This window comes from Lysobacter sp. Root667 (assembly GCF_001427715.1).
Classification (GTDB): Bacteria; Pseudomonadota; Gammaproteobacteria; order Xanthomonadales; family Xanthomonadaceae; genus Lysobacter.
In genome coordinates this window covers 442,015-461,172 of record NZ_LMHF01000010.1, presented here as the reverse complement: position 1 = coordinate 461,172, position 19,158 = coordinate 442,015, and the positions used below count along the sequence as shown (strand labels likewise).

Sequence of the window (19,158 nt, the reverse complement as noted above, 5' to 3'; positions counted from 1 at the left end):
TCGTCGGAAGTGTTGTATAGGAAACCGGTGTCATTGACAATCCGGGCCTACACTCGGGCGCCGGAGGGGACAGATCGATGATCCAGTTGCAGGGGCAAAAACGTGGTGGGACGGGCGCCGGTGGTCGCGGACGCAGGCTGCGCTGGCTGGCCGGCGCGCTGCTGGGCCTGGCCGCGCTGGCACCGGCAATCGCCGCCGACACGCCCGTGCCGGCGTTCCCGGGCGCCCAGGGCTGGGCCGCGCACACGCCCGGCGGGCGCGGCGGCCGCATCCTGCGCGTGACCACGCTGGCCGCGTCGGGGCCGGGCTCGTTCGCCGAGGCGGTCGCGGCCAAGGGCCCGCGCATCGTCGTATTCGAAGTCGGCGGCGTGATCGACCTGGATCGCCAGGAAGTCCGCATCACCGAACCCTACCTCACCGTCGCCGGCCAGACCGCTCCACAGCCGGGCGTCACCTTCATCCGCGGCGGCCTGATCGTCGCGACCCACGACGTGGTCGTGCGGCATATCCGCGTGCGTCCCGGCGAAGCCGGCGCGGGCAAGAGGGCTGGCCTGGATTTCGACGCCATCACCACCGTGCGCGGCGCCCGCGACGTGATCGTCGATCACTGCTCGCTGACCTGGGCCACCGACGAGAACCTGTCGGCCTCGAGCACGCGCTTCTTCGGCGAGAGCGAAAAGGACTGGATGGAGAACGCCTCGCGCCGGATCACCTTCAGCCACAACCTGATCGCCGAGGGCCTGGCCAATGCCACCCACGCCAAGGGCGAGCACTCCAAGGGCTCGCTGATCCACGACCACGTCAACGAGGTGCTGATCGTCGGCAACCTCTACGCGCACAACTACGAACGCAACCCGCTGTTCAAGGGCGGCGCGCGCGGCCAGGTCATCAACAACCTGATCTACGACCCCGGCCAGCGCGCCGTGCACTACAACCTGATCGCGGAGGAATGGCTGGGCCATCCGTATTCGACCGGCCAGATGGTCGCGCGCGGCAACGTGATGCGCGCCGGGCCGTCGACGCAGGAACTGGCGTTCTTCATGGTCGGCGGTTCAGGGGACATCGAGCTCTACGCCGAAGACAACCTCGTCGTCGACCGCCTCGGCCGGCCGCTGCCGCAGCAGGCCCGCTACACCACCGCGCCGGTGCGGGTGATCGAAAGCGCCCAGGCGCCGCCGTTGCCGTTCGGGGTGACGTTGCTGCCGTCCGCGCAGGTCCAGGACGCGGTGGTCGCGCAAGCCGGCGCGCGGCCCTGGGACCGCGACGATATCGACCGCCGCATCCTCGCCGACACCATCGAGGGCCGCGGCAAGATCATCGACAGCGAAAGCGAAGTCGGCGGCTATCCCAAGCAGGCACCGACCCAGCAGGCATTCGTGCCGGAGGATTGGGACCTGGCGACCATGGAACCGCTGAAGCCGCTGCCGCGGCGTGCGCCGCTGAAGTGAGTTGCGTGCGACGCCGGCGCGCCGCTCAGCGCGCCGCGTCGTCGTCGCGCAGCAGTTTCGCCAGCGCCAGGTCCGAGCCGCGCAGGGCGGAGGCGAATTCGATCGCGATCCGGCGCGCGCCGGCCGGCGAGAAGTGGGTGTTGTCGGTCACCCCGTTCGGATAGTTCGGATGCTCGCCCGGCGCCAGTTGCAGGAACAGCCGCCGCGAGCCATCGACGCCGGCTTCCTGCAGCAGCGCCTGGCTGCGGCGCTCCAGATCGATCAGGGCCACATGCTCGCGCGCCGCCAGCGCCCGCACCCGGCCCGGATACTCGCCGTGGCTGTCCTGGACTCGGCCCTCCTCGTCGAAGCGGCGTCGCGATATCGGCGTCAGCAGGATCGGCGTGGCGCCGCGTGCGCGCACATCGGCGACGAAACCTGCGAGGTTGCGTTCGTAGTCGGCCAGCGGCGTGTAACGGTCGGGCTTCTCGACCGATTGGTCGTTGTGGCCGAACTGGATCAGCACCCAGTCGCCGGCGTGCAGGCCGTCCAGCAGCGCCTGCCAGCGGCTTTCTTCGATGAAGCTGCGGGTACTGCGGCCGTTCTTCGCATGATTGACCACGCGCACCGTGCCGGGCCGGAAGCGCGCGGCCAGGTGCTCGCCCCAGCCGGTTTCCGGGCGCTTCTCGGCGAGTTTCTCGGCCATGGTCGAATCGCCGGCGAGGTGGATCGCGACGGCCGGCGCGCGTTCGCCGGCGAAGCTCGCCGCCGTCGCCAGGCTCAGGCACAGCAACAGCAGGTAAGGCCAGCGACGCATACGTATCCTCGCGGTCAAAGTTCGGGTTGCCAGCCACCGAGCACCAGATCGCGGCGATGGCGCGCGACCGCGGCGCGGTCGAGCCGGCGCCGGCCGGGCGTGCGCGCCGCGCCGGGGCCGCGGCTGTCGTGTTCGTACAGGCGCCCCGCTTCCGGCGCCAGCATGGTGCGGCTGCCGTCGCGCGCCGTGTAGCCCATCGCGTCCCAGCCGCGCGGGTCGATGTGCGCGTCCATCCAGCACGACAGATACACCGCCGCGCCGACCGCGTCGGGATCGCCGTACTTGCCGTCGGCGAACGTGCGCCCGGGCCGCCAGGCGCGTCCGAGCGCGACGCTGGCGTCGGGCACCTCGGCGTCGCGAGTGAGGCGGCAGCGCAGGAAGCTGAGCCCGTAGGCTTGCGCGCTGGGCGTGCACGGCACCGCCACGTAGCCCTGGCGTTCCTTGCCCGGCCGGTAGCGCGAATGCAGTTCGCAATCCTCGAACAGCGCATTGCCGCCGCCGAACACGAAATCGACGCTGCCGGCGATGCGGCAACGCCGGAACAGGCTGCGGCCGGCGTCGGCGAACAAGGTGTCCTGGTGCCCGTGCAGATCGACTTCGTGCAGCACGCTGCGCTCGGCGCCGCGGTCCAGCATCAGCGCCACCGCCTGCGCGCCGTTGGGGCCGATCGGCTCGAAGCGCGGCGCGCTGAGGTTGCCGACGTAGTCGAACGCGTTCTCGATGCGCAGGCGTTCGGCGCGGAAGTCCGGCGCGCGCACGATCACGCTGGCGCAGCCCCAGGTGCCCCAGGCTTCGCCGTCGGGCCGCGCCATGCCGGCCGCGGCGTCGTAGCTGAGCACGCTGCCGGCGCGGTCCTCGCCGATCAGATGGATGTTGGGCTTGTCGATCAGCAGCTTCTCGCGCCATACGCCGCGCCCGATCCGGATCCGGTACGGGCGCCGGCCATCGCGCGGCGCCGCATCGATCGCGGCCTGCACCGATCCGAACGCCGGCGCGTCGCCACAGCCGGCGCCGCTTGCGACCACGGCGTCGAAGCCGGCGCCGGCCCGGGAGTCCGCGGCGCGCGCGCTGGCGGCGAGGGCGGCGGACGCCAGCGCCGCCTGCAGGAAGCGGCGCCGGCTGCGCGTGGCGCCGTCGATCACCGCGACGGACCCGCGCCGATCAGCACCGGGATCGGCACCAGCCAGGTCGGATCGATCCGGCGGTACAGCGTCGGCGTCCATTCCACCGTGCCGCTCAGGCTGTCGCCGTTGGCGGCATTGAACGCGGCGACCGGGTCGACCGCGCGGCCGTTGTGCAAGGTGCCGGCGGCCTGCAGGCGCGTGCCGTTGAGGCGCTGGATGAACAGTTCCGGCGTCAGGGCGCGATCGGTCAGGAAATGGTTGTTCTGCGCGAATATCTGCGACTCGATGCCGGCGCCCCAACTGTAGGCGTAACGCTCGGCTCCGGCGCGATCGGCGCTGTAGAGATTGTTGTAGACGTGCACCTGTCCGTAACGCACGCGCGGCACGCGCTGGCCGAGGTTGTGGAAATGATTGTGGTGCAGGGTCAGCCGCAGCTTGCCGCGATCGGCGACCGCGCTGTCAGAAGACCCCACCAGCATCGCCTTGTCGTGTTCGCTGAATCGGTTCCATGAAACCGTCACCAGATCCGATTCGTTGGTCACGTCGACCAGGCCGTCGTGGATCTGGTAGAGCCGGCCGAAGTAGCTCGGCAGGGTCGCGTCGTCGGTCGCCGCGTCCTTGAACTCGTTGTGGTCGATCCAGACATGGGTGGCGTTGCGCACCGAGATCGCGTCGTACTGAGAGTTCCAGTTGCCGGTGGCGCCGTCGGTCGGCGACCACTGCGGGAAGCAGTCGTAGGTGTCTTCGAAACGCAGATTGCGCACGATCACGTTCATCGGCTGGTTGCCGCTGGTGCTGCCGGGACGTATGTCGAACCAGGCGCCGCGCACGCGCGCGTCGCGGCCGACGCCGACGAGCGTGGTGTTGGCCGGAATCCGGATCCGCACGCGCGCCTGCTGCGCGGCGACCGAGGCCAGGCGCGCGCGCTCGAGCGGGCCGCTGGGATTGACGCGTCCCCAGGTCGCCGGATCGTAGGCGGCCAGGAAGGCCTCGAGCGTGTACGGGGTCGCGGTCTGCGGATCGGGGCGCGCGTAGTCGGCGCAGCTCAACGGCTGTCCGCCGGCGTCGACATTGGCGTCGATGGTGCCGACGATGCGGACGATTTTCGGAGTCGGGTCCGGAAACGCGAGCGCGGCGACCAGTTCGTTGCGGTCGTGCACCTCGTGCACGCGGTCCTCGGCGGCGGCCGAACCGCCGGTGGTGCCCTGCGGCAGCGCGGCGGTGGCCAGCGAGGCCCAGCCGTCGTTGGCGGGCAAGGTCTCGCGGTCGATGTCGCGGGCATGGCCGGCCTGCGCGGCCGTGGACAGCATTGCCAGCGCGATGCCGGCGCACAGGACGATTTTCGCGGCGTTCATTGCGGAAAGCTCCTTGTCGTGGTGCAGTCGATGGACGACGAACACGGAAGGCGCGCGTGGGCGGCTACGTTGCGATCGGATCGCCGGGCGATGCCTGCGCTGTCTGGATTCGTCGGGACTGTTGCGGTGACCCGTACTGCCTGCAGCGCCGGAGGTTCGGCCGGCGCGGATGCGAAACCGCCGAAGCCGGCCGCGTCGCATCCGCGCGCGGCCGGCACGATCGTCAATGCGCGATCACAGCTTGTAGCGGATGCCGAGGAAGTACTGGCGGCCGGTGTGGTGGTAGACCGAGGCACGGTCGCCCAGCGAATCCACCCACTGGTCGTTGTACTCGTCGGTGAGGTTCAGCCCTTCCAGGGTCAGCTCGATGCGGTCGTTGAGCTTCCACGAAGCCGACATGTCGATGGTGGTGGTGGCCTTGGTGCCTTCGACGTCGTTGTTGTTGCGGCCCGGCACCGTGGTCAGGTAGTCGTCGCGGTAGGCCGCCGAGACGCGCGCGCCGAAGCGCTCGCCTTCGTAGTAGAGCGTGGCGTTGTAGGCGTTCTTGGACAGGCCGGTCAGGTCGGTCCGCAGCGAGGACGCTCCGGTCGAAGTCACGTACTGGATCTTCGATTCGACGTAGGTGTAGTTGAGCTGCACGCCGAAGTCCTGCCAGAAGCCTTCCGGCAGGAAGGTGAAGGGCTGCTGGTAGCTCAGTTCGAAACCCTGCAGGCTGCCGCCGGGCGTGTTGACCGGAATGTTGAACTGGAAGTCGTCGGTGGGCGAAGCGCCGGTACCGGCGAGCAGGCTGTCGGGCAGGCCGGAGGTGTTGTACGGGCGGGTTTCGCGCGAGGTCTGCACGAAGGTGCTGATGTCCTTGTAGAACAGGCCCAGGCCGAGCAGGGCCTCGTCGGCGAAGTACCACTCCAGGCTCAGGTCGTAGGTCTTGGCGCGGAACGGTTCCAGCAGCGGATTGCCGCCGTTGACCGTGCGCGCGCCGCCGCTGACGTTGACGGTGACGCCGGGCGTGAGGTTGCCCAGGCCGGGACGCGACATCACCTTGGCGGCGCCGAAGCGGACCAGGAAATCCGGCGTCAGGTCGGCGACCAGGTTCAACGAGGGCAGGGTGTCGTCGTAAGTGCGCTGCACCGTGGTTCGCACCGGCACGCCGCCGACGATGGCGTAGCCGGTCGAGGTCTGCTTGGTGTCGACCTGGCGCACGCCGATGTTGCCGCTGATCGGGATCGAACCGAGCTGGGTGTTGAAGTCGCCCTGCAGGTAGAAGCCCTGGTCGCGTTCGGTGACGCTGCGGTTGTTGCCCAGCACGCCGGCGATCTTGTCGCTGACGGTGAAGGTGCCGGTGTTGCCGTAGATATTGAACACGCGGTTGAAGGCGTCGATGTCGGGAATCAGCCAGACCGAATCGTTGCCGGCGCCGGTGCGGGTGTTCTCCAGGCCGATCAGCGAGGTCAGGTCGGCAAGGCTGGTGCCGGCCGGCAGCCCGGGCACCGCCAGCTCGGACGCGCGCCGGAACTCGCGGCTCTCGAAGGTGTATTCCTTGAACTGCGCGCCGCCCTTGAGCTTGAAGGCCGGCGCCAGGTCCCAGGCGAAATCGAGTTGGGCGGTGTCGTAGGTATTGGTGGCGAACTGCGGGCGCAGGCGGATCTCGGAGATGCCGTTGACGAAGGTCCACTGGCTGGGATCGGTGACGTCGAAGCCGTTATCGATCACCGGCAGGCGATCGTTGCCGCGATAGTCGTAGCTGTAGCCCTGCACGTTCTGGCGGTCGAGCGTGATCGTGGTCTGGATCGGGTTTTCGAACTCGGACTTGGCGCGGCCGACCTGGGCGTGCAGCTTGAAGTCGTCGGTGAGCTCGTGGTCGCCGTAGAAACTGAACTGGGTGAACTTGGTGCTGAGTTCGTCGTAGCGCGCTTCCGAACGCACATCGACGTTGTTGAAGCGGCCGTAGACCAGGTTGCCGTTGCCGTCGACCTGGCCGTCCAGCACCACCGTCTGCGGCTTGCCTGTGCCGGTGCGGCTGAACGACACCGCCTCGATGAAGTTCTCGGTGCGGGTGGCGTCGAACTTGGCGTACAGCAGATCCAGGCCGATGTCGGTGCGGTCGCTGACCTTCCATTGCAGCGCGCCGGTCACGCCCAGGCGCTGCTGGTCGTGTTCGAGCACGCCGTAGCGCGGAATGCGCGGGTGGAACACGCCGGCGCCGCGCGCTGCGCTAAACGGCGAGGCCGCGCTGAAGCCGCCGCTGCTCGGGCCGTTGTCCCAGCGCACCGTGCTGTGGCCTTCCTCGACCAGGCGCCGGTCGGTGTAGGCGACCGAGAGCAGAGCGCCGAAGCGGCCGTCGCCCCAGGTGTTGCTGATCAAGGCCGAAGCGCGCGGGTCGGTGTCGCCGGACAGATCGTTGTAGCCGAGCTGGCCGCCGGCGACGAAGGTGAAGCCGTCGTAGTCGAACGGGCGCGCGGTCTGCAGGTCGACGGTGGCGCCGAGCGAACCTTCCTCGACTTCGGCCGACGCGGTCTTGCGCACCTTCAGGCTGTTGAACAGTTCCGAGGCGAACACGTTGAAGTCGAAACCGCGGCCGCGGTTGGCGCCGCCGGAACTGTCGGTGCCGCCGGTGGTGGTCAGCGCCTCCATGCCGTTGATGCGCACGCGGGTGAAGTCCGGGCCCAGGCCGCGCACCGAGATCTGCCGGCCTTCGCCGGCGTCGCGGGCGATCGACACGCCGGGAATGCGCTGCAGCGATTCGGCCAGGTTGAGATCGGGGAAGTCGGCGATGTCCTCGGCGACGATGGCGTCGACCACCCCGGTCTCGCCGCGCTTGATGTCCAGCGCGCGTTCCAGGCTGCCGCGGAAGCCGGTCACGGTGACGGTTTCCAGGTCCTTGGCCGGTTCGGACGCGGCCGGCGCCGCGTCCGCGCTGGTCTGCTCGGCGGCCGCCGCTGTGGCCGGCGCCGTGTTCTGCTGCGCGAACCCCACCGCCGGCGCCATTTGCAGGGCCAGGGCGATGGCGCCTGCAAGAACGGTAACCGGTGTCTTTTTTGCCGCGCGTTGCGATTGCATCTGGATCCCCTCCCAAAGTGGTCCGACGGCTGTATAGCGCTTGTTGACTAGCCTGCAGCGCTTGCTATGGTGTCTCGGGCGGTCGAATGACACCGCTGGTCAAAACCCTAGCAAAAGCTCGGGCCAACATCATGCTGCGGTGCGCAATCGGGTATTCAGGGGACCGGCGGGGCCGGCGCGGAGAGGTGGAATGAGTCAACGCATAGTGTGTTTCGGGGAGCTGCTGCTGCGCTTGGGCGCCCCCGGGCATGAGCGCCTGCTGCAATCGCCGGCGTTGCAGGTCCACGTTGGCGGCGCCGAAGCCAACGTCGCCGTGGCCCTGGCCCGCTACGGTCACGAGGCGGCCGTGGTCGGCCGGGTCGCCGATAACGCCCTGGGCGCTGCGGCGGTGGCCGAACTGCGCCGGCATGGGGTCGATACCCGCGCCGTGCAGCCCGCGCCGGGTCGCATGGGCCTGTACTTCCTGGAGACGGGCGCCGGCCATCGGCCCAGCAGCGTGCTCTACGACCGCGCCGACTCGGCCTTCGCCCGCGCCGGCGCCGATGCCTACGACTGGCCGGCCCTGCTGGAGGGCGCGGCCTGGCTGCATCTGTCGGGCGTGACCCCGGCGCTGGGCCCGGTCGCGGCCCAGGCCGCGATCGCCGCCGCCCAGGCCGCGCGCCGCGCCGGCGTGCGGGTGAGCTTCGACGGCAACTTCCGCAGCAAGCTCTGGCAGGCCTGGAGCGGCGACGCCGCGGCGATCCTGCGCGAGCTGATGGCGCAGGCCGAACTGATCTTCGCCGATCATCGCGACTTCGCCGTCGTGCTCGGCTTCGAGACCGATGCGGCGAGCGCCGAGCAGCGCTTCGCCGACGCCGCGCGGGCCGCGTTCGCCGCGTTCCCGCAGCTGCAGCGCGTGGCCAGCACGGTGCGCGTGCAGCACAGCGTCGACCGTCAGTCGTTGTCGGCGCTGTCGCTGCATCGCGACGGCGCCGCCGCGCAGACGCCGGTATGCGAACTGAGCGCGATCGTCGACCGCATCGGCAGCGGCGACGCGTTCGCGGCCGGCGTGCTGCACGGGCTGATCTCGGGCATGGACGAGGCGCACAGCCTGCAGTTCGGTTGGGGCGCGGCCTGTCTCAAGCACGCCGTGCCCGGCGACTTCGGCTGGTCGGACGCCGAAGAAGTCGCCGCCTTCGTCGCTCAGGACGGCTATCACGTCAGGCGTTGAGGCGACGCTCGCTTAGAGCAGCGCGTGATCCGGAACTTCGAGTTCCAGCGACAGCGCCAGGTGATCGGACAGCGCGGCCGGCACGGCGCGTGCGGAGGTGCAGCTCAGGCCGTCGCCGATCAGGATGTGGTCGATCGCCCTTTGCGGGCGCCAGCTCGGGAAGGTCGGCAGCGCGGACTGCGGCGGCTGCAGGCGGGTGCGCTGGAACAGGGTGCGCATTTCCGGCTGATCGACCGAGCAGTTGAAGTCGCCCATCAGCACCGCGTGCGGGTGGTCGTGCAGCAGTTCGGCGATGAAGGCCAGCTGCGAGGCGCGCGAGGCCGCGCCCAGCGACAGATGCGCGACGGCGACGGTCAGGGCGTCGTCGTCGTCGCCGAAGTGCGCCATCAGCACGCCGCGGCCCTTGACCCGGCCGGGCAGCGGATGGTCGATGACTTCGCGCGGTTCGAGCTTGCTCAGCAGGCCGTTGGCGCTGGAGGCGACGCTGCCGACGCGGCGGTTGGGCTGGTGGCTCCAGTAGTCGAAGCCGGCGCGCTGGGCCAGGTAGTGGGTCTGGTTGGTGAAGCCCGAACGCAGGCTGCCCGGGTCGCTTTCGTTGAGGCCGACGATGTCGTGCTCGCCGGCCAGTTGGGCGATGGTGTCGAGGCTGCCGCGCTTGTTGCCGGCGGGCAGCACGTGCGACCAGCTGCGGGTCGCGTAGTCGCTGTAGCGGCGCGTGCTGGACCCGGCCTGGATGTTGGCGCTGAGCAGACGCAGTCGTCTGCGCGTATCCATGCCGGCCGGGTCCATACGACGATTACTGCGCGGCGGCTGCGGCCGGGCCGGTGGCCGGAGCGCTGCCCTCGGCGGCCGGAGCGGCGCCGCCGGTGCGCGCGGCGCGTTCCTGCGCGACCAGGTGGTCGGTGATGCGCAGCATGTCCTCGAAGTTCTTGCCGATCACGCGGTACTTGCCGTCGACCACGATGTTGGGCGTGGACTCGACGCCGCTGCGGGTCAGGAAGGCCTCGGCGCGCTTGAGCTTGGCGTCGATCGCGAAGCTGGCGTAGGTGCTTTCGAACTGCTGCTTGTTGGCGCCGAACTTGGCGTAGAACTCGGCGAAGTCGACCGGCTTGACGCCGTTGACCGGCAGGCTGCGCTCCAGGTGCACGGCGCGGAACATCGCGTCGTGGGTGCGGCCGACCAGGCCCATCGACTCGGCGGTGTAGAAGGCCTTGGCGTAGGGCACCCAATAGCCGCCGAACGGCGCGGCGACCGGGACGAAGTTGACGTCGGCGGTCTGCTTGGCGCGCCAGGAGTTGACCAGCGGTTCGAACTCGGCGCAGTGCGGGCAGGTGTAGCCGAACACTTCGACCACTTCGATCTTGCCGGTGCCCGGCGCGTACGGCGTGCCGCCCGGGATCTCGACGTAGTCGGTGCCGGCGACCGGGGCCGGGCCGGTCGGCGCGGTGGCGACGGCGGCGGGCGTGATCACGGTCTCGGGCGCGGCTTCCTGGGTCGGCGTCGGCGCCGCGTTGGCGGGCGCGGCTTCGCTGCTCGGCGCGGCGGCGGTTTCGGCGGAGGGAGCGGCGGCTTCCTGCTGCTGGGTGCAGGCGGCCAGCGCGAACAGGGCGGCGAACAGGACGGGGTAACGGTGCGGCTGGGCCAGGCGCAGGGTCATGGATCGAATCTCCACAAAACGGTCGGATCGGATTGGCGGCGCGCAGACGGCAGTGCCGTCGCGACGCCGGGGAATGCGTCGGCCGTCAGGATAACGGCCGACGCGCTGAACACGGAGTGTAGGCGCGACCGGGGCGGCTCAACGCGCCTTGCCGGCCGCGCGCTCGCGCGCGACCAACTGGTCGACGATGCGCAGGCTCTCTTCGAAGCTGCGGCCGGCGACCCGGTACTTGCCGTTGACCACGAACATCGGCGTGGCGTCGACCCCGCTGCGGGTGATGAAGTCGCGCGCGCGCTCGAGCTGGTCCTCGATGCCCTTGCTCTCCATGGTCGCGGCGAACTTCTCGGCATCGGCGCCGTAGCGTGCGTAGAAGTTGGCGATTTCCTGCGGCGAGGCGTTGTTGATCGGCAGGCTGCGCTCTTCGTGCAGGGCATTGAACACCGCCTCGTGGGTCTTGCCGGTCAGGCCCATGGCCTGGGCGGTGTAGTAGGCCTTGGCGTAGGGCTGCCAATAGCCGCCGAACGGCGCCGCCACCGCGACGAAGTTCACGTCCTTGGGCTGCTTGGCCTTCCAGGCGGCGACCAGCGGCTGGGCGTGGGCGCAATGCGGGCAGGTGTAGCCGAACACTTCGACCACCTCGATCTTGCCGCGCACCGGCGCGTAGGGGCGGCCGTCGTCGATCACGAAGTAGTCGCGGTCCGCTTCCAGTGCCGGGGCGGCGGTCTTGCCGGCGGCCGACGCGGCCAGCGGCAGCAGCGCGCTCAGGGCCAGGGCGGCGAGGGTCGGGAGCAGGCGGAACGGGCGTGGGGTCATCGCAGGGTCTCGCGGCGATCGGATCGGGGGCGGTGAGGACCGCGTTGGGGGGCGTCCGGACAAAAAAAGACGCCGGCGTTAAGCATAACGGCCGGCGTCTCGAACCAGGAGTATCGGATGTGACCGGCGTCGCGCGCGGAAGTTCCGTGGCCGGTCTTAGTGCGTAGCGGCGGCGGCCGGCACGTGCGCGGCTCGCTCCTGTGCGATCAAAATGTCGGTAATGCGCAGCATATCCTCGAAACTGCTGCCGATCACCCGGTATTTTCCGTTAACGACCAGGGTCGGGGTCTGCTCGACGCCGCTGCGCATCATGAACTGCTTGCCGCGATTGACCCGGGTCACGGTGGCGAAGCTGTTCATGGCGGCCACGAACTGCTGCGGGTCGGCGCCGTAGCGGCCGTAGAAGCGGCCGATCGCGGCGTCGTCGGGCTTGTCGCCTTCGCCGGGCATGCTCTGTTCTAGGTGGATGGCGCGGATCAGGGCGTCGTGGCTGCGCCCGACCAGGCCCATCGAGTCGGACACGTAATAGGCGCGGGCGTAGGGCTCCCACTCCGGGCCGAACGGCGCCGGCACGTAGGTGAAATGCACGTCCGCGGCCTGCTTGGCCTTCCAGGCGTTGACCAGGGGCTGGAACTGGGCGCAGGCCGGGCAGACGTAGCCGAATACCTCGACGACCTCGATCTTGCCGGGCACCGGCGCGAACGGCTGGCCGCCGTCGATGGCCGCGTAGTCCTTGCCGGCGACCAGGCCCTGGGAGGCGGCGGCCGGTGGCGCGGCCGCTGCTGGGGCCGCGGCCGGCGTCGCCGCAGCAGGCGTCGCCGCGGCGGGTTCGGCGCCTGCGGCGACCGCGGGCTCGCCTTCGACGGCGGGTTCGGCGGCGACCGGGGCGCTGGCGGCGGGCTCGGCGGGCGTGGCGCTGTCGGCGGGCGCGGACGGCTTACAGGCGCTCAGCGCCAGCAATGCGATCAGCAGCGGAGCGAGACGGATGGGCGGCATGGTCGGCTCGGATCGTGGCCGGCCCGGGGCGGGCCGTTTCGGCGCCCACGATAAAAGAAATCGCGAAAGGAAATCGCGGGCGCAGGATCGCCGCGCCCGCGCAAACGAAAACGCCGGCCACGGGGCCGGCGTTTCGTGGCGATTGCGCGGAACGGGCCGCGCGCCGCGGGTCTCAGGCGCCGGTGGCCGGCTTGGCCGGAGCGGCGTCCTTGGCCGGCGCCGCCGGAGCGGGCGCGGCCGGAGCCGGTGCCGGAGCCGCGGCGGGCGCAGCGACGGCCGGCGCCGGCGCATCGGCGGCGGCGAAGTCGTCGGCGCGCTCGTGCAGGCCCTGCAGGTAGCTGGACAGCGAGCCGATTTCCTCGTCGGTGAGGTTCTTGGCCACGGCCGCCATCACGTTGAACAGGTGCGGATCGCGCTGGGTGGTGGTGCCGGCGCGGTATTCCTCGAGGCGGCGCTGGGCATAGGCGGCCTGCTGGCCGGCCACGTGCGGGTAGGCCGGGCCGGGGTTGCCGGCGCCGCCGGGACCGTGGCAGGCCATGCACGCCGGAATGCCGCGCGCCTTGTCGCCGGCCATGAACAGCTGCTGGCCGACCTCGAAGAACTTCTTGTCCTTGTTCGGACCCGACGCGATCACGGTGTCGTCGGCCACGCCGGCGCCGGACTTCTGGGTCGCGAAGTAAGCGCCCAGGTCGCGGGCGTCCTGCGCGGTCAGCGCATCGGCGTAGGGCTTCATCGCCGCGGCCATGCCGGTGTTGCGCTCGCCGCTCTTGAACAGGGCGATCTGGTGGGCGATGTAGCGTTCGCTCTGGCCGGCCAGGCGCGGGTACTGCGGATCGGTCGGATTGCCGTCCAGGCCATGGCAGGCCGCGCAGGTGCCGGCCTTGGTGGCGCCCGCCTTGACGTCGCCCCAGCTGGCCGGCTTCTCGACCAGCGGCGCGGCCTGGACCGGCTCCTTGTCGGGGATCGGCGTGATCGTGGGCTGGGCGTAGGCGACGGCGACGGCCGCCATAACGGTCAGACCGACGATGCCTAGGACGCGGGCTTGGCTCATGTAGCTGGGCTCCGAAACACTGGGATGGCGGGCCGCGATGCGGTCGCCGGAACCTCGGAATTATCGTCGCGGGGGCAGGGCGGGTCAACGCGAATCGCTGTCCGCAGGCCGCGCGGCCTGGGTTTTCGGGCCTGCGACGCGTTCCGCGGCGGGCGTTTCGCACCGTCGCCGTGCGATCCTAGCGCCCATGGCCAATCCTCTCGCCCGTGCCCGCTACCTGTTGGCGGCGCACACGCCCAAGCAACTCCCGCCCGACGGCGGCTTCGAAGTCGCCTTCGCCGGCCGCTCCAATGCCGGCAAGTCCAGCGCCCTCAACGCCATGTGCCAGCAGAACGCGCTGGCGCGGGTGTCCAAGACGCCCGGCCGCACCCAGCAGCTGGTCTTCTTCGACATTCCGCCCAGCACCGACCGCTACCTGGTCGACCTGCCCGGCTACGGCTACGCCAAGGTCCCGCAGGACCTGCAGGCGCACTGGCAGGCCTTCATCGACCAGTATTTCCAGACTCGGCAGGCGCTGCGCGGCCTGGTCGTGGTCATGGACATCCGCCATCCGCTCAAGGACTACGACCGCCAGATGCTCGGCTACGCGGTTTCGCGCGGCCTGCCGGCGCACGCCTTGCTGACCAAGGCCGACAAGTTCGGCCGCGGCCAGCAGTCGCAGGCCTTGCTGGCGGTGCGCAAGGACCTGTTCGCCGCCTACGGCAATTCGGTCAGCGTGCAGACCTTCTCCGGCGAGTCCAAGCAGGGCGTCGACGAAGCGCGCGCGGTGGTCGGCGGTTGGCTGGAGCTGTAGTCGCCCGGCGCGATCGCGCCGGGTGGGGCCTGCCTAGCCAGCGCGCCGCGCGACGTAGGCGCCGTGCGCCGGAAGGCGCAGGCGCTGGCCATCCCATTCGCCCTCGACCAGACCGTGGCCCTGCAGCGGCTGCCAGCCTTCGTGCGCGTCCAGCGCCATCTCCTGCGGCTGCGCCGACAGGTTGAACACCAGCAGCAATTCCTCGTCGCCGAGCCGGCGCGTGAATGCCAGCAAGGGTTCGGCGACCTCGCGGAACGCGATCTCGCCCAAGCGCAGCGTCGGCTGGCGCCGGCGCCAGGCCAGGAAGCGGCGGAAACCGTGCAGCGGCGACTGCGGGTCGGCCTCCTGCAGGCTCACCGAGCGCGCGCGGTGGCTGTCGGGAATCGGCAGCCACGGCGTGCCGTCGCTGAAACCGGCGCCGGCGCTGTCGTCCCAGGGCATGGGCGTGCGGCAGCCGTCGCGGCCCTTGAAACTGGGCCAGAACGCGATGCCGTAGGGGTCGCGCAGCGCTTCGAACGGCACTTCGGCTTCCGGCAGACCCAGCTCCTCGCCCTGGTACACGCAGACCGAGCCGCGCAGCGAACAGGCCAGCGCGCTGAGCTGGGTGGCGTAGTGCGCCGGCTCGCCGCCTTCGCCCCAGCGGCTGACCACGCGCTGCACGTCGTGATTGGAGATCGCCCAGCACGGCCAGCCTTCGCGCATCTGCGCTTCCAGCGTCCGCACCGTGGCGCGGATGTAGGCCGCGCTATGGTCCTGGGTCAGCAGCTCGAAGCTGTAGCCCATGTGCAGGCGTCCGTCGCGGGTGTACTCGCCCATGGTCGCCAGCGAATCTTCGGACGAGATCTCGCCCAGCGCCGCCGCGCCCGGATAGCGGTCCAGCAGCGCGCGCAGCTCGGCCAGAAAGGCCAGGTTCTCCGGCTGGGTGTTGTTGTGATGGTGGTACTGGAAGGCGTAGGGATTGTCGGGGCTGAAGCCGCGGCCGACGCGCCGTTCCTTGGGCTTGGGCGGGTTGTCGCGCAGCAGCGCGTCGTGGAAGCAGAAGTTGATCGCGTCCAGGCGCAGGCCGTCGACGCCGCGGTCCAGCCAGAAGCGCACGCTGTCCAGCACCGCCGCGCGCACCTGCGGGTTGTGAAAATTGAGGTCGGGCTGCGCGGCGAGGAAGTTGTGCAGGTAGTACTGGCCGCGCCGCGGTTCCCACTTCCAGGCCACCCCGCCGAACAGCGACAGCCAGTTGTTCGGCGGCGTGCCGTCCTCGCGCGCGTCGGCCCACACGTACCAGTCGGCCTTGGGATTGTCGCGGCTGGCGCGGCTTTCCTTGAACCAGACGTGCTCGGCCGAGGTATGGCTGAGCACCTGGTCGATCATCACCTTCAGGCCCAGGCCGTGCGCCTTGGCCAGCAGCGCGTCGAAGTCGTCCAGGCTGCCGAACAGCGGATCGACCTCGCGGTAGTCGGCGATGTCGTAGCCGAAGTCGGCCATCGGCGACTTGAAGAACGGCGAGATCCAGATCGCGTCGACGCCCAGTCCGGCGACGTACTCGAGCTTGTCGATGATGCCGCGCAGGTCGCCGACGCCGTCGCCGTTGTCGTCGCGGAAGCTGCGCGGGTAGATCTGGTAGATCACCGCGCCGCGCCACCACTGGGCCGCGCGCGTCGCCGCGCTGCCTTGCGTATCGCCGAGCGCGACGCCGGTGTGGACCGATTCGTTCAAAGCCACCTCGAATGGATGCGGGCGGCGCGCCTGCGTCGCCGCGGAGTGCTGGCGAGCTTACCGGCAGGCGCCGCGCCTGCGCGCGCCTGCATACGTATTCACTGCGATGCTGCATTGCAGCGCCGCGCATGAATGCGACATCGATGCGCATGCAAGGCCATGAATACGTATGCAAGGTGCGCTGCAAGGCGATCGGCCTGCCTAAGATTGGCCGCACCGCCGGAGCGACGCGACCGGCGAACGAAGCGGCGCGGCGCCATCGGCGCAGCCGCACACGAAGCAAGCTTCTGGGAGGGGGCATGTTGAAATTGAAGTCGGCTTCGTTGAAGCCCAATCTGTTGACCGTCGCGCTGGCCTCGCTGGGTTTGTGCAGTCCCTGGACCGCATGGGCGGCTGGACAGGACGCCACGGCGCCCACCGCCGACCCGGCGCCGGCCAACCAGGCGCACGAAATCGAAGCGGTCACCGTCACCGGCAACCGCCGCGAACAGTCGATCCAGAAATACTCCGGTTCGATCCAGGCCTTCACCGGCGACGAGCTCGACAAGCTCGCCATCAACGCCGACATTCGCAACCTGCAGAACGTGGTGCCGGCGCTGCAGATCACCAAGCAGGAAGGCAAGTACGAGATGTACCTGCGCGGCATCGGCGCATCGGATTCGGACTTCTCCTCCGATCCCGCGGTGGCGACCTATTACAACGGCATCTACCTGCCGCGCCCGCGCTCGATCGGGCCGATGTTCTTCGACGTCGAGCGCGTGGAAGTGCACAAGGGCCCACAGGGCACGGTGCGCGGCCGCAACGCCGCCGCCGGTTCGATCAACGTGATCTCCAAGCGTCCCGAGTTCGACGCCTTCAACGGCAACCTCAAGATCGGCGCCGGCAATTACGACTTCCGCACCTACGAAGGCGTGCTCAACGTCCCGTTCGGCGAGACCTTCGCCGCTCGTCTAGCCCTGTTCAACGAGTCGCGAGACTCCTACATCAGCAACGGCTATCCCTTCGATCTGGAAGGCCCCGGCGCCATCGACAACTCGGCCGCGCGCCTGAGCCTGCTGTGGGAGCCCAACGAGAACTTCACCGCCTTCGTCATGATGGACAAGGTCAAGGAGGAGGGCACAGGCGATCCGGGCATGTTCACCGAGCGCGCGCAGGCGCGCGGGATCGACATCGACGACCTCGACGATCCGTTCCGCCAGTACTTCCGCACCCAGGGCGAGACCACGAACGATATCGAAGGCATCTCCGGTACTTTCACCTACCGCTTCGACGATGCCTTCGCGGTCGAGTTCAGCACGGCCTACCGCAAATACGACTTCTACAACCGCAACGCTTCGCGCGAGTGGCAGCTGGGCCCGGTGTACCCGGGCAGCGAGGTCGAGGCCTACCACAACCCCGAACGCCTGCGGTGGAACGATACTTTCATGCAGGCCGACAAATCCAGCACGGCCATCAACGAGCTGCGCTTCTTCGGCGACACCGGTCGCCTGATCTGGTCGGCGGGCGTGTTCAACTACCAGGAGAAGTACGACTACGTGTCCTGGGACGTCGGCAACGGCTACTGGGGCGACTGCGAGTGGTTCGCGCCGGGCACCACCTGTGGCTGGCAGGACGGCCTGGGCGGCGAGAACCGCGGCGACGGCTCCAAGGTGCGTTCCAATGCGGTGTACGGCGACTTCACCTTCTCGGTCAACGACGACCTGCGCCTGCTCGCCGGCCTGCGCTACACCAAGGACAAGAAGACCGCGCGCGAGCGCCACGTGAAGTACCAGTTCGTGGTGCCCGACGCGCTGTTCCAGCAGTTCTTCGGCACCGCGCCCAATACCGGCACCAATCCGTGGACCACCGGCCTGACCCTGCTCTCGCCGGGCTTCCGCCTGCGCGATCCGGGCGCGCGCATGCCGGTGCCGACGGTGTGCACCAACAACGATTGGACCCCGGCCGCCACCGCCGGCTGCAACAACGGTCTGGACTACTTCCTCGACGGCTTCCAGAGCCTGGGCTACCAGGACAACTGGGACGAGTTCCTGAACCGCTACCGCGACCAGATCGATGTGATCATGCGCTCGGACTACGGCCCCAGCGCGACCAACGTCAGCGTCTACGAAGACGACTACCTCGACTGGCGCGTCGGCGCCGAGTACGACCTCGCCGACAACCAGATGCTCTACGCCACCGTGTCCACCGGTACGCGCTCCGGCGGCCTCAATCGCCCCATGACCCTGGCCGACGGCCGCGTGCTGTCGATCCAGTTCAAGCCCGAGCAGCTCACCTCCTACGAAGTCGGCTACAAGAGCGACGTCCACTGGGGCGAGATGCCGGTGCGCTTCAATGCCGCCCTGTTCTATTACGACTACCAGGACAAGGTGCTGCAGAACATGATCGACGTGCCGGCACCGACGCCGGACAATCCGAACGCGGTCACGCGCCAGGTGCTCAACGACAACGCCGCCAACGCCAGCGTGCTGGGCCTGGAGTTCGAGGGCCGCTTCGGCTTCGAGCACGGCCTCAGCCTGGGCTACAACTTCACCTACCTGGACACCGAGTTCAAGGACTCGGACGTGCTCGACACGCGTTCCAACCTGATCGTGCCGCTGGACGGCAACCGCCTGCCCAACACCTCGAAGTACAACCTCAACCTCAATCTGTCGCAGAACATGGGCGTGGATTGGGGCGCGGTCAGCTCCTTCGACTGGACGATCAGCCTGGCCTACCGGTCCGACTACTACCTGACCGCATACAACAGCCGCGGCTTCGGGCTCGACGCCAACGGCAACGTGATCGAGATCCCGCTGTCGCAGATGTCCTTCAACAACGGCTCCAACCCGGCCGGCGCCGGGCCCGCCGCCAACGGCCTGGCCATGAACGACAAGGTCGACGGCTATACCACGCTCAACCTGTCGGCCGGCCTCAACTTCGGCCAGGACGAGCGCTTCCGCGTCGACGCCTTCGTCTCCAACCTCACCGACGAGGCGTATTCGGGCAAGGGCTTCATCAACAACTCGGTCAACATTCGCTACCTCAACACGCCGCGGATGTTCGGGCTGCGCTTCGCCTCGAAGTTCTGACCGACGCCGCTGCAACCCGGCCGCCCTTCCCGTCGCACGGGCAGGGCGGTTACGGCGGCGGCGCACGAGCCATGACGGAC

General features: G+C 69.3%; 14 protein-coding genes. 4 read left to right on the top strand and 10 right to left on the bottom strand.

The window, feature by feature from the left end; genetic code table 11:
- Positions 1-77 precede the first annotated feature (77 nt).
- Positions 78-1,448 carry a pectate lyase gene (locus ASD78_RS09920; RefSeq protein WP_056100807.1) on the top strand — a complete coding sequence of 457 codons (1,371 nt, stop codon included), beginning with the start codon at positions 78-80 and terminating at the stop codon, positions 1,446-1,448.
- 25 nt (positions 1,449-1,473) lie between these two features.
- Here the strand turns inward: ASD78_RS09920 and ASD78_RS09915 are convergent, their stop codons facing one another.
- The 4 genes from ASD78_RS09915 to ASD78_RS09900 form a co-directional block, all read right to left on the bottom strand.
- A complete protein-coding gene (locus ASD78_RS09915) occupies positions 1,474-2,244 on the bottom strand; it encodes a rhamnogalacturonan acetylesterase (protein ID WP_056100804.1) in 771 nt (256 codons plus the stop codon).
- Positions 2,245-2,258: 14 nt separating this feature from the next.
- Positions 2,259-3,386: a pectinesterase family protein gene (locus ASD78_RS09910; RefSeq protein ID WP_162250159.1), complete on the bottom strand. Its 1,128-nt coding sequence runs from the start codon at positions 3,384-3,386 to the stop codon at positions 2,259-2,261.
- Entirely contained in the window at positions 3,383-4,723 is a 1,341-nt protein-coding gene (locus ASD78_RS09905) for a hypothetical protein (RefSeq protein ID WP_056100802.1), read from the bottom strand. The genes ASD78_RS09910 and ASD78_RS09905 overlap by 4 nt, the downstream gene beginning before the upstream one ends.
- Before the next feature lie 234 nt (positions 4,724-4,957).
- Positions 4,958-7,780 carry a TonB-dependent receptor gene (locus ASD78_RS09900; protein ID WP_056100799.1) on the bottom strand — a complete coding sequence of 941 codons (2,823 nt, stop codon included), beginning with the start codon at positions 7,778-7,780 and terminating at the stop codon, positions 4,958-4,960.
- 190 nt (positions 7,781-7,970) lie between these two features.
- Between ASD78_RS09900 and ASD78_RS09895 the strand changes: the two genes are divergently transcribed.
- Complete coding sequence (locus tag ASD78_RS09895; RefSeq protein ID WP_056100796.1) at positions 7,971-8,990, top strand: sugar kinase; 1,020 nt, start codon at positions 7,971-7,973, stop codon at positions 8,988-8,990.
- Between the two features lie 12 nt (positions 8,991-9,002).
- On the opposite strand, the gene ASD78_RS09890 is transcribed toward ASD78_RS09895, so the two are convergent.
- The 5 genes from ASD78_RS09890 to ASD78_RS09870 all read right to left on the bottom strand — a co-directional run bounded on the left by ASD78_RS09890 (position 9,003) and on the right by ASD78_RS09870 (position 13,507).
- On the bottom strand, positions 9,003-9,764 hold the full coding sequence (locus ASD78_RS09890) for an endonuclease/exonuclease/phosphatase family protein (RefSeq protein ID WP_055902024.1): 762 nt from the start codon (positions 9,762-9,764) through the stop codon (positions 9,003-9,005).
- A gap of 22 nt (positions 9,765-9,786) precedes the next feature.
- Positions 9,787-10,647: a thiol:disulfide interchange protein DsbA/DsbL gene (locus ASD78_RS09885; protein WP_055901851.1), complete on the bottom strand. Its 861-nt coding sequence runs from the start codon at positions 10,645-10,647 to the stop codon at positions 9,787-9,789.
- Positions 10,648-10,785: 138 nt separating this feature from the next.
- On the bottom strand, positions 10,786-11,460 hold the full coding sequence (locus ASD78_RS09880) for a thiol:disulfide interchange protein DsbA/DsbL (protein WP_056100793.1): 675 nt from the start codon (positions 11,458-11,460) through the stop codon (positions 10,786-10,788).
- Between the two features lie 156 nt (positions 11,461-11,616).
- The gene (locus tag ASD78_RS09875) at positions 11,617-12,456 is read right to left on the bottom strand and encodes a thiol:disulfide interchange protein DsbA/DsbL (RefSeq protein ID WP_056100789.1); all 840 of its coding nucleotides are present in this window, start codon (positions 12,454-12,456) and stop codon (positions 11,617-11,619) included.
- Between the two features lie 172 nt (positions 12,457-12,628).
- On the bottom strand, positions 12,629-13,507 hold the full coding sequence (locus ASD78_RS09870) for a c-type cytochrome (protein WP_055901842.1): 879 nt from the start codon (positions 13,505-13,507) through the stop codon (positions 12,629-12,631).
- A 187-nt stretch (positions 13,508-13,694) separates the two neighbouring features.
- Between ASD78_RS09870 and yihA the strand changes: the two genes are divergently transcribed.
- Positions 13,695-14,300: a ribosome biogenesis GTP-binding protein YihA/YsxC gene (gene yihA, locus ASD78_RS09865; RefSeq protein WP_056100786.1), complete on the top strand. Its 606-nt coding sequence runs from the start codon at positions 13,695-13,697 to the stop codon at positions 14,298-14,300.
- Between the two features lie 33 nt (positions 14,301-14,333).
- On the opposite strand, the gene ASD78_RS09860 is transcribed toward yihA, so the two are convergent.
- Positions 14,334-15,923: an alpha-glucosidase family protein gene (locus ASD78_RS09860; RefSeq protein ID WP_056100967.1), complete on the bottom strand. Its 1,590-nt coding sequence runs from the start codon at positions 15,921-15,923 to the stop codon at positions 14,334-14,336.
- 386 nt (positions 15,924-16,309) lie between these two features.
- Here ASD78_RS09860 and ASD78_RS09855 point away from each other — a divergent pair, with 386 nt between their 5' ends.
- Positions 16,310-19,078, top strand: a complete 2,769-nt coding sequence (locus ASD78_RS09855) for a TonB-dependent receptor (RefSeq protein ID WP_162250158.1) — start codon at positions 16,310-16,312, stop codon at positions 19,076-19,078.
- Positions 19,079-19,158: the final 80 nt, after the last annotated feature.

Excerpts from the sequence above, each read along its gene's own strand:
- ASD78_RS09885 (WP_055901851.1), bottom strand. The coding sequence starts at position 10,647 with ATGACCCTGCGCCTGGCCCAGCCGCACCGTTACCCCGTCCTGTTCGCC.
- ASD78_RS09880 (WP_056100793.1), bottom strand. The coding sequence starts at position 11,460 with ATGACCCCACGCCCGTTCCGCCTGCTCCCGACCCTCGCCGCCCTGGCC.
- yihA (WP_056100786.1), top strand. The coding sequence starts at position 13,695 with ATGGCCAATCCTCTCGCCCGTGCCCGCTACCTGTTGGCGGCGCACACG.
- ASD78_RS09905 (WP_056100802.1), bottom strand. The coding sequence starts at position 4,723 with ATGAACGCCGCGAAAATCGTCCTGTGCGCCGGCATCGCGCTGGCAATG.
- ASD78_RS09920 (WP_056100807.1), top strand. The coding sequence starts at position 78 with ATGATCCAGTTGCAGGGGCAAAAACGTGGTGGGACGGGCGCCGGTGGT.
- ASD78_RS09890 (WP_055902024.1), bottom strand. The coding sequence starts at position 9,764 with ATGGATACGCGCAGACGACTGCGTCTGCTCAGCGCCAACATCCAGGCC.
- ASD78_RS09915 (WP_056100804.1), bottom strand. The coding sequence starts at position 2,244 with ATGCGTCGCTGGCCTTACCTGCTGTTGCTGTGCCTGAGCCTGGCGACG.
- ASD78_RS09900 (WP_056100799.1), bottom strand. The coding sequence starts at position 7,780 with ATGCAATCGCAACGCGCGGCAAAAAAGACACCGGTTACCGTTCTTGCA.
- ASD78_RS09870 (WP_055901842.1), bottom strand. The coding sequence starts at position 13,507 with ATGAGCCAAGCCCGCGTCCTAGGCATCGTCGGTCTGACCGTTATGGCG.
- ASD78_RS09875 (WP_056100789.1), bottom strand. The coding sequence starts at position 12,456 with ATGCCGCCCATCCGTCTCGCTCCGCTGCTGATCGCATTGCTGGCGCTG.
- ASD78_RS09895 (WP_056100796.1), top strand. The coding sequence starts at position 7,971 with ATGAGTCAACGCATAGTGTGTTTCGGGGAGCTGCTGCTGCGCTTGGGC.
- ASD78_RS09855 (WP_162250158.1), top strand. The coding sequence starts at position 16,310 with ATGTTGAAATTGAAGTCGGCTTCGTTGAAGCCCAATCTGTTGACCGTC.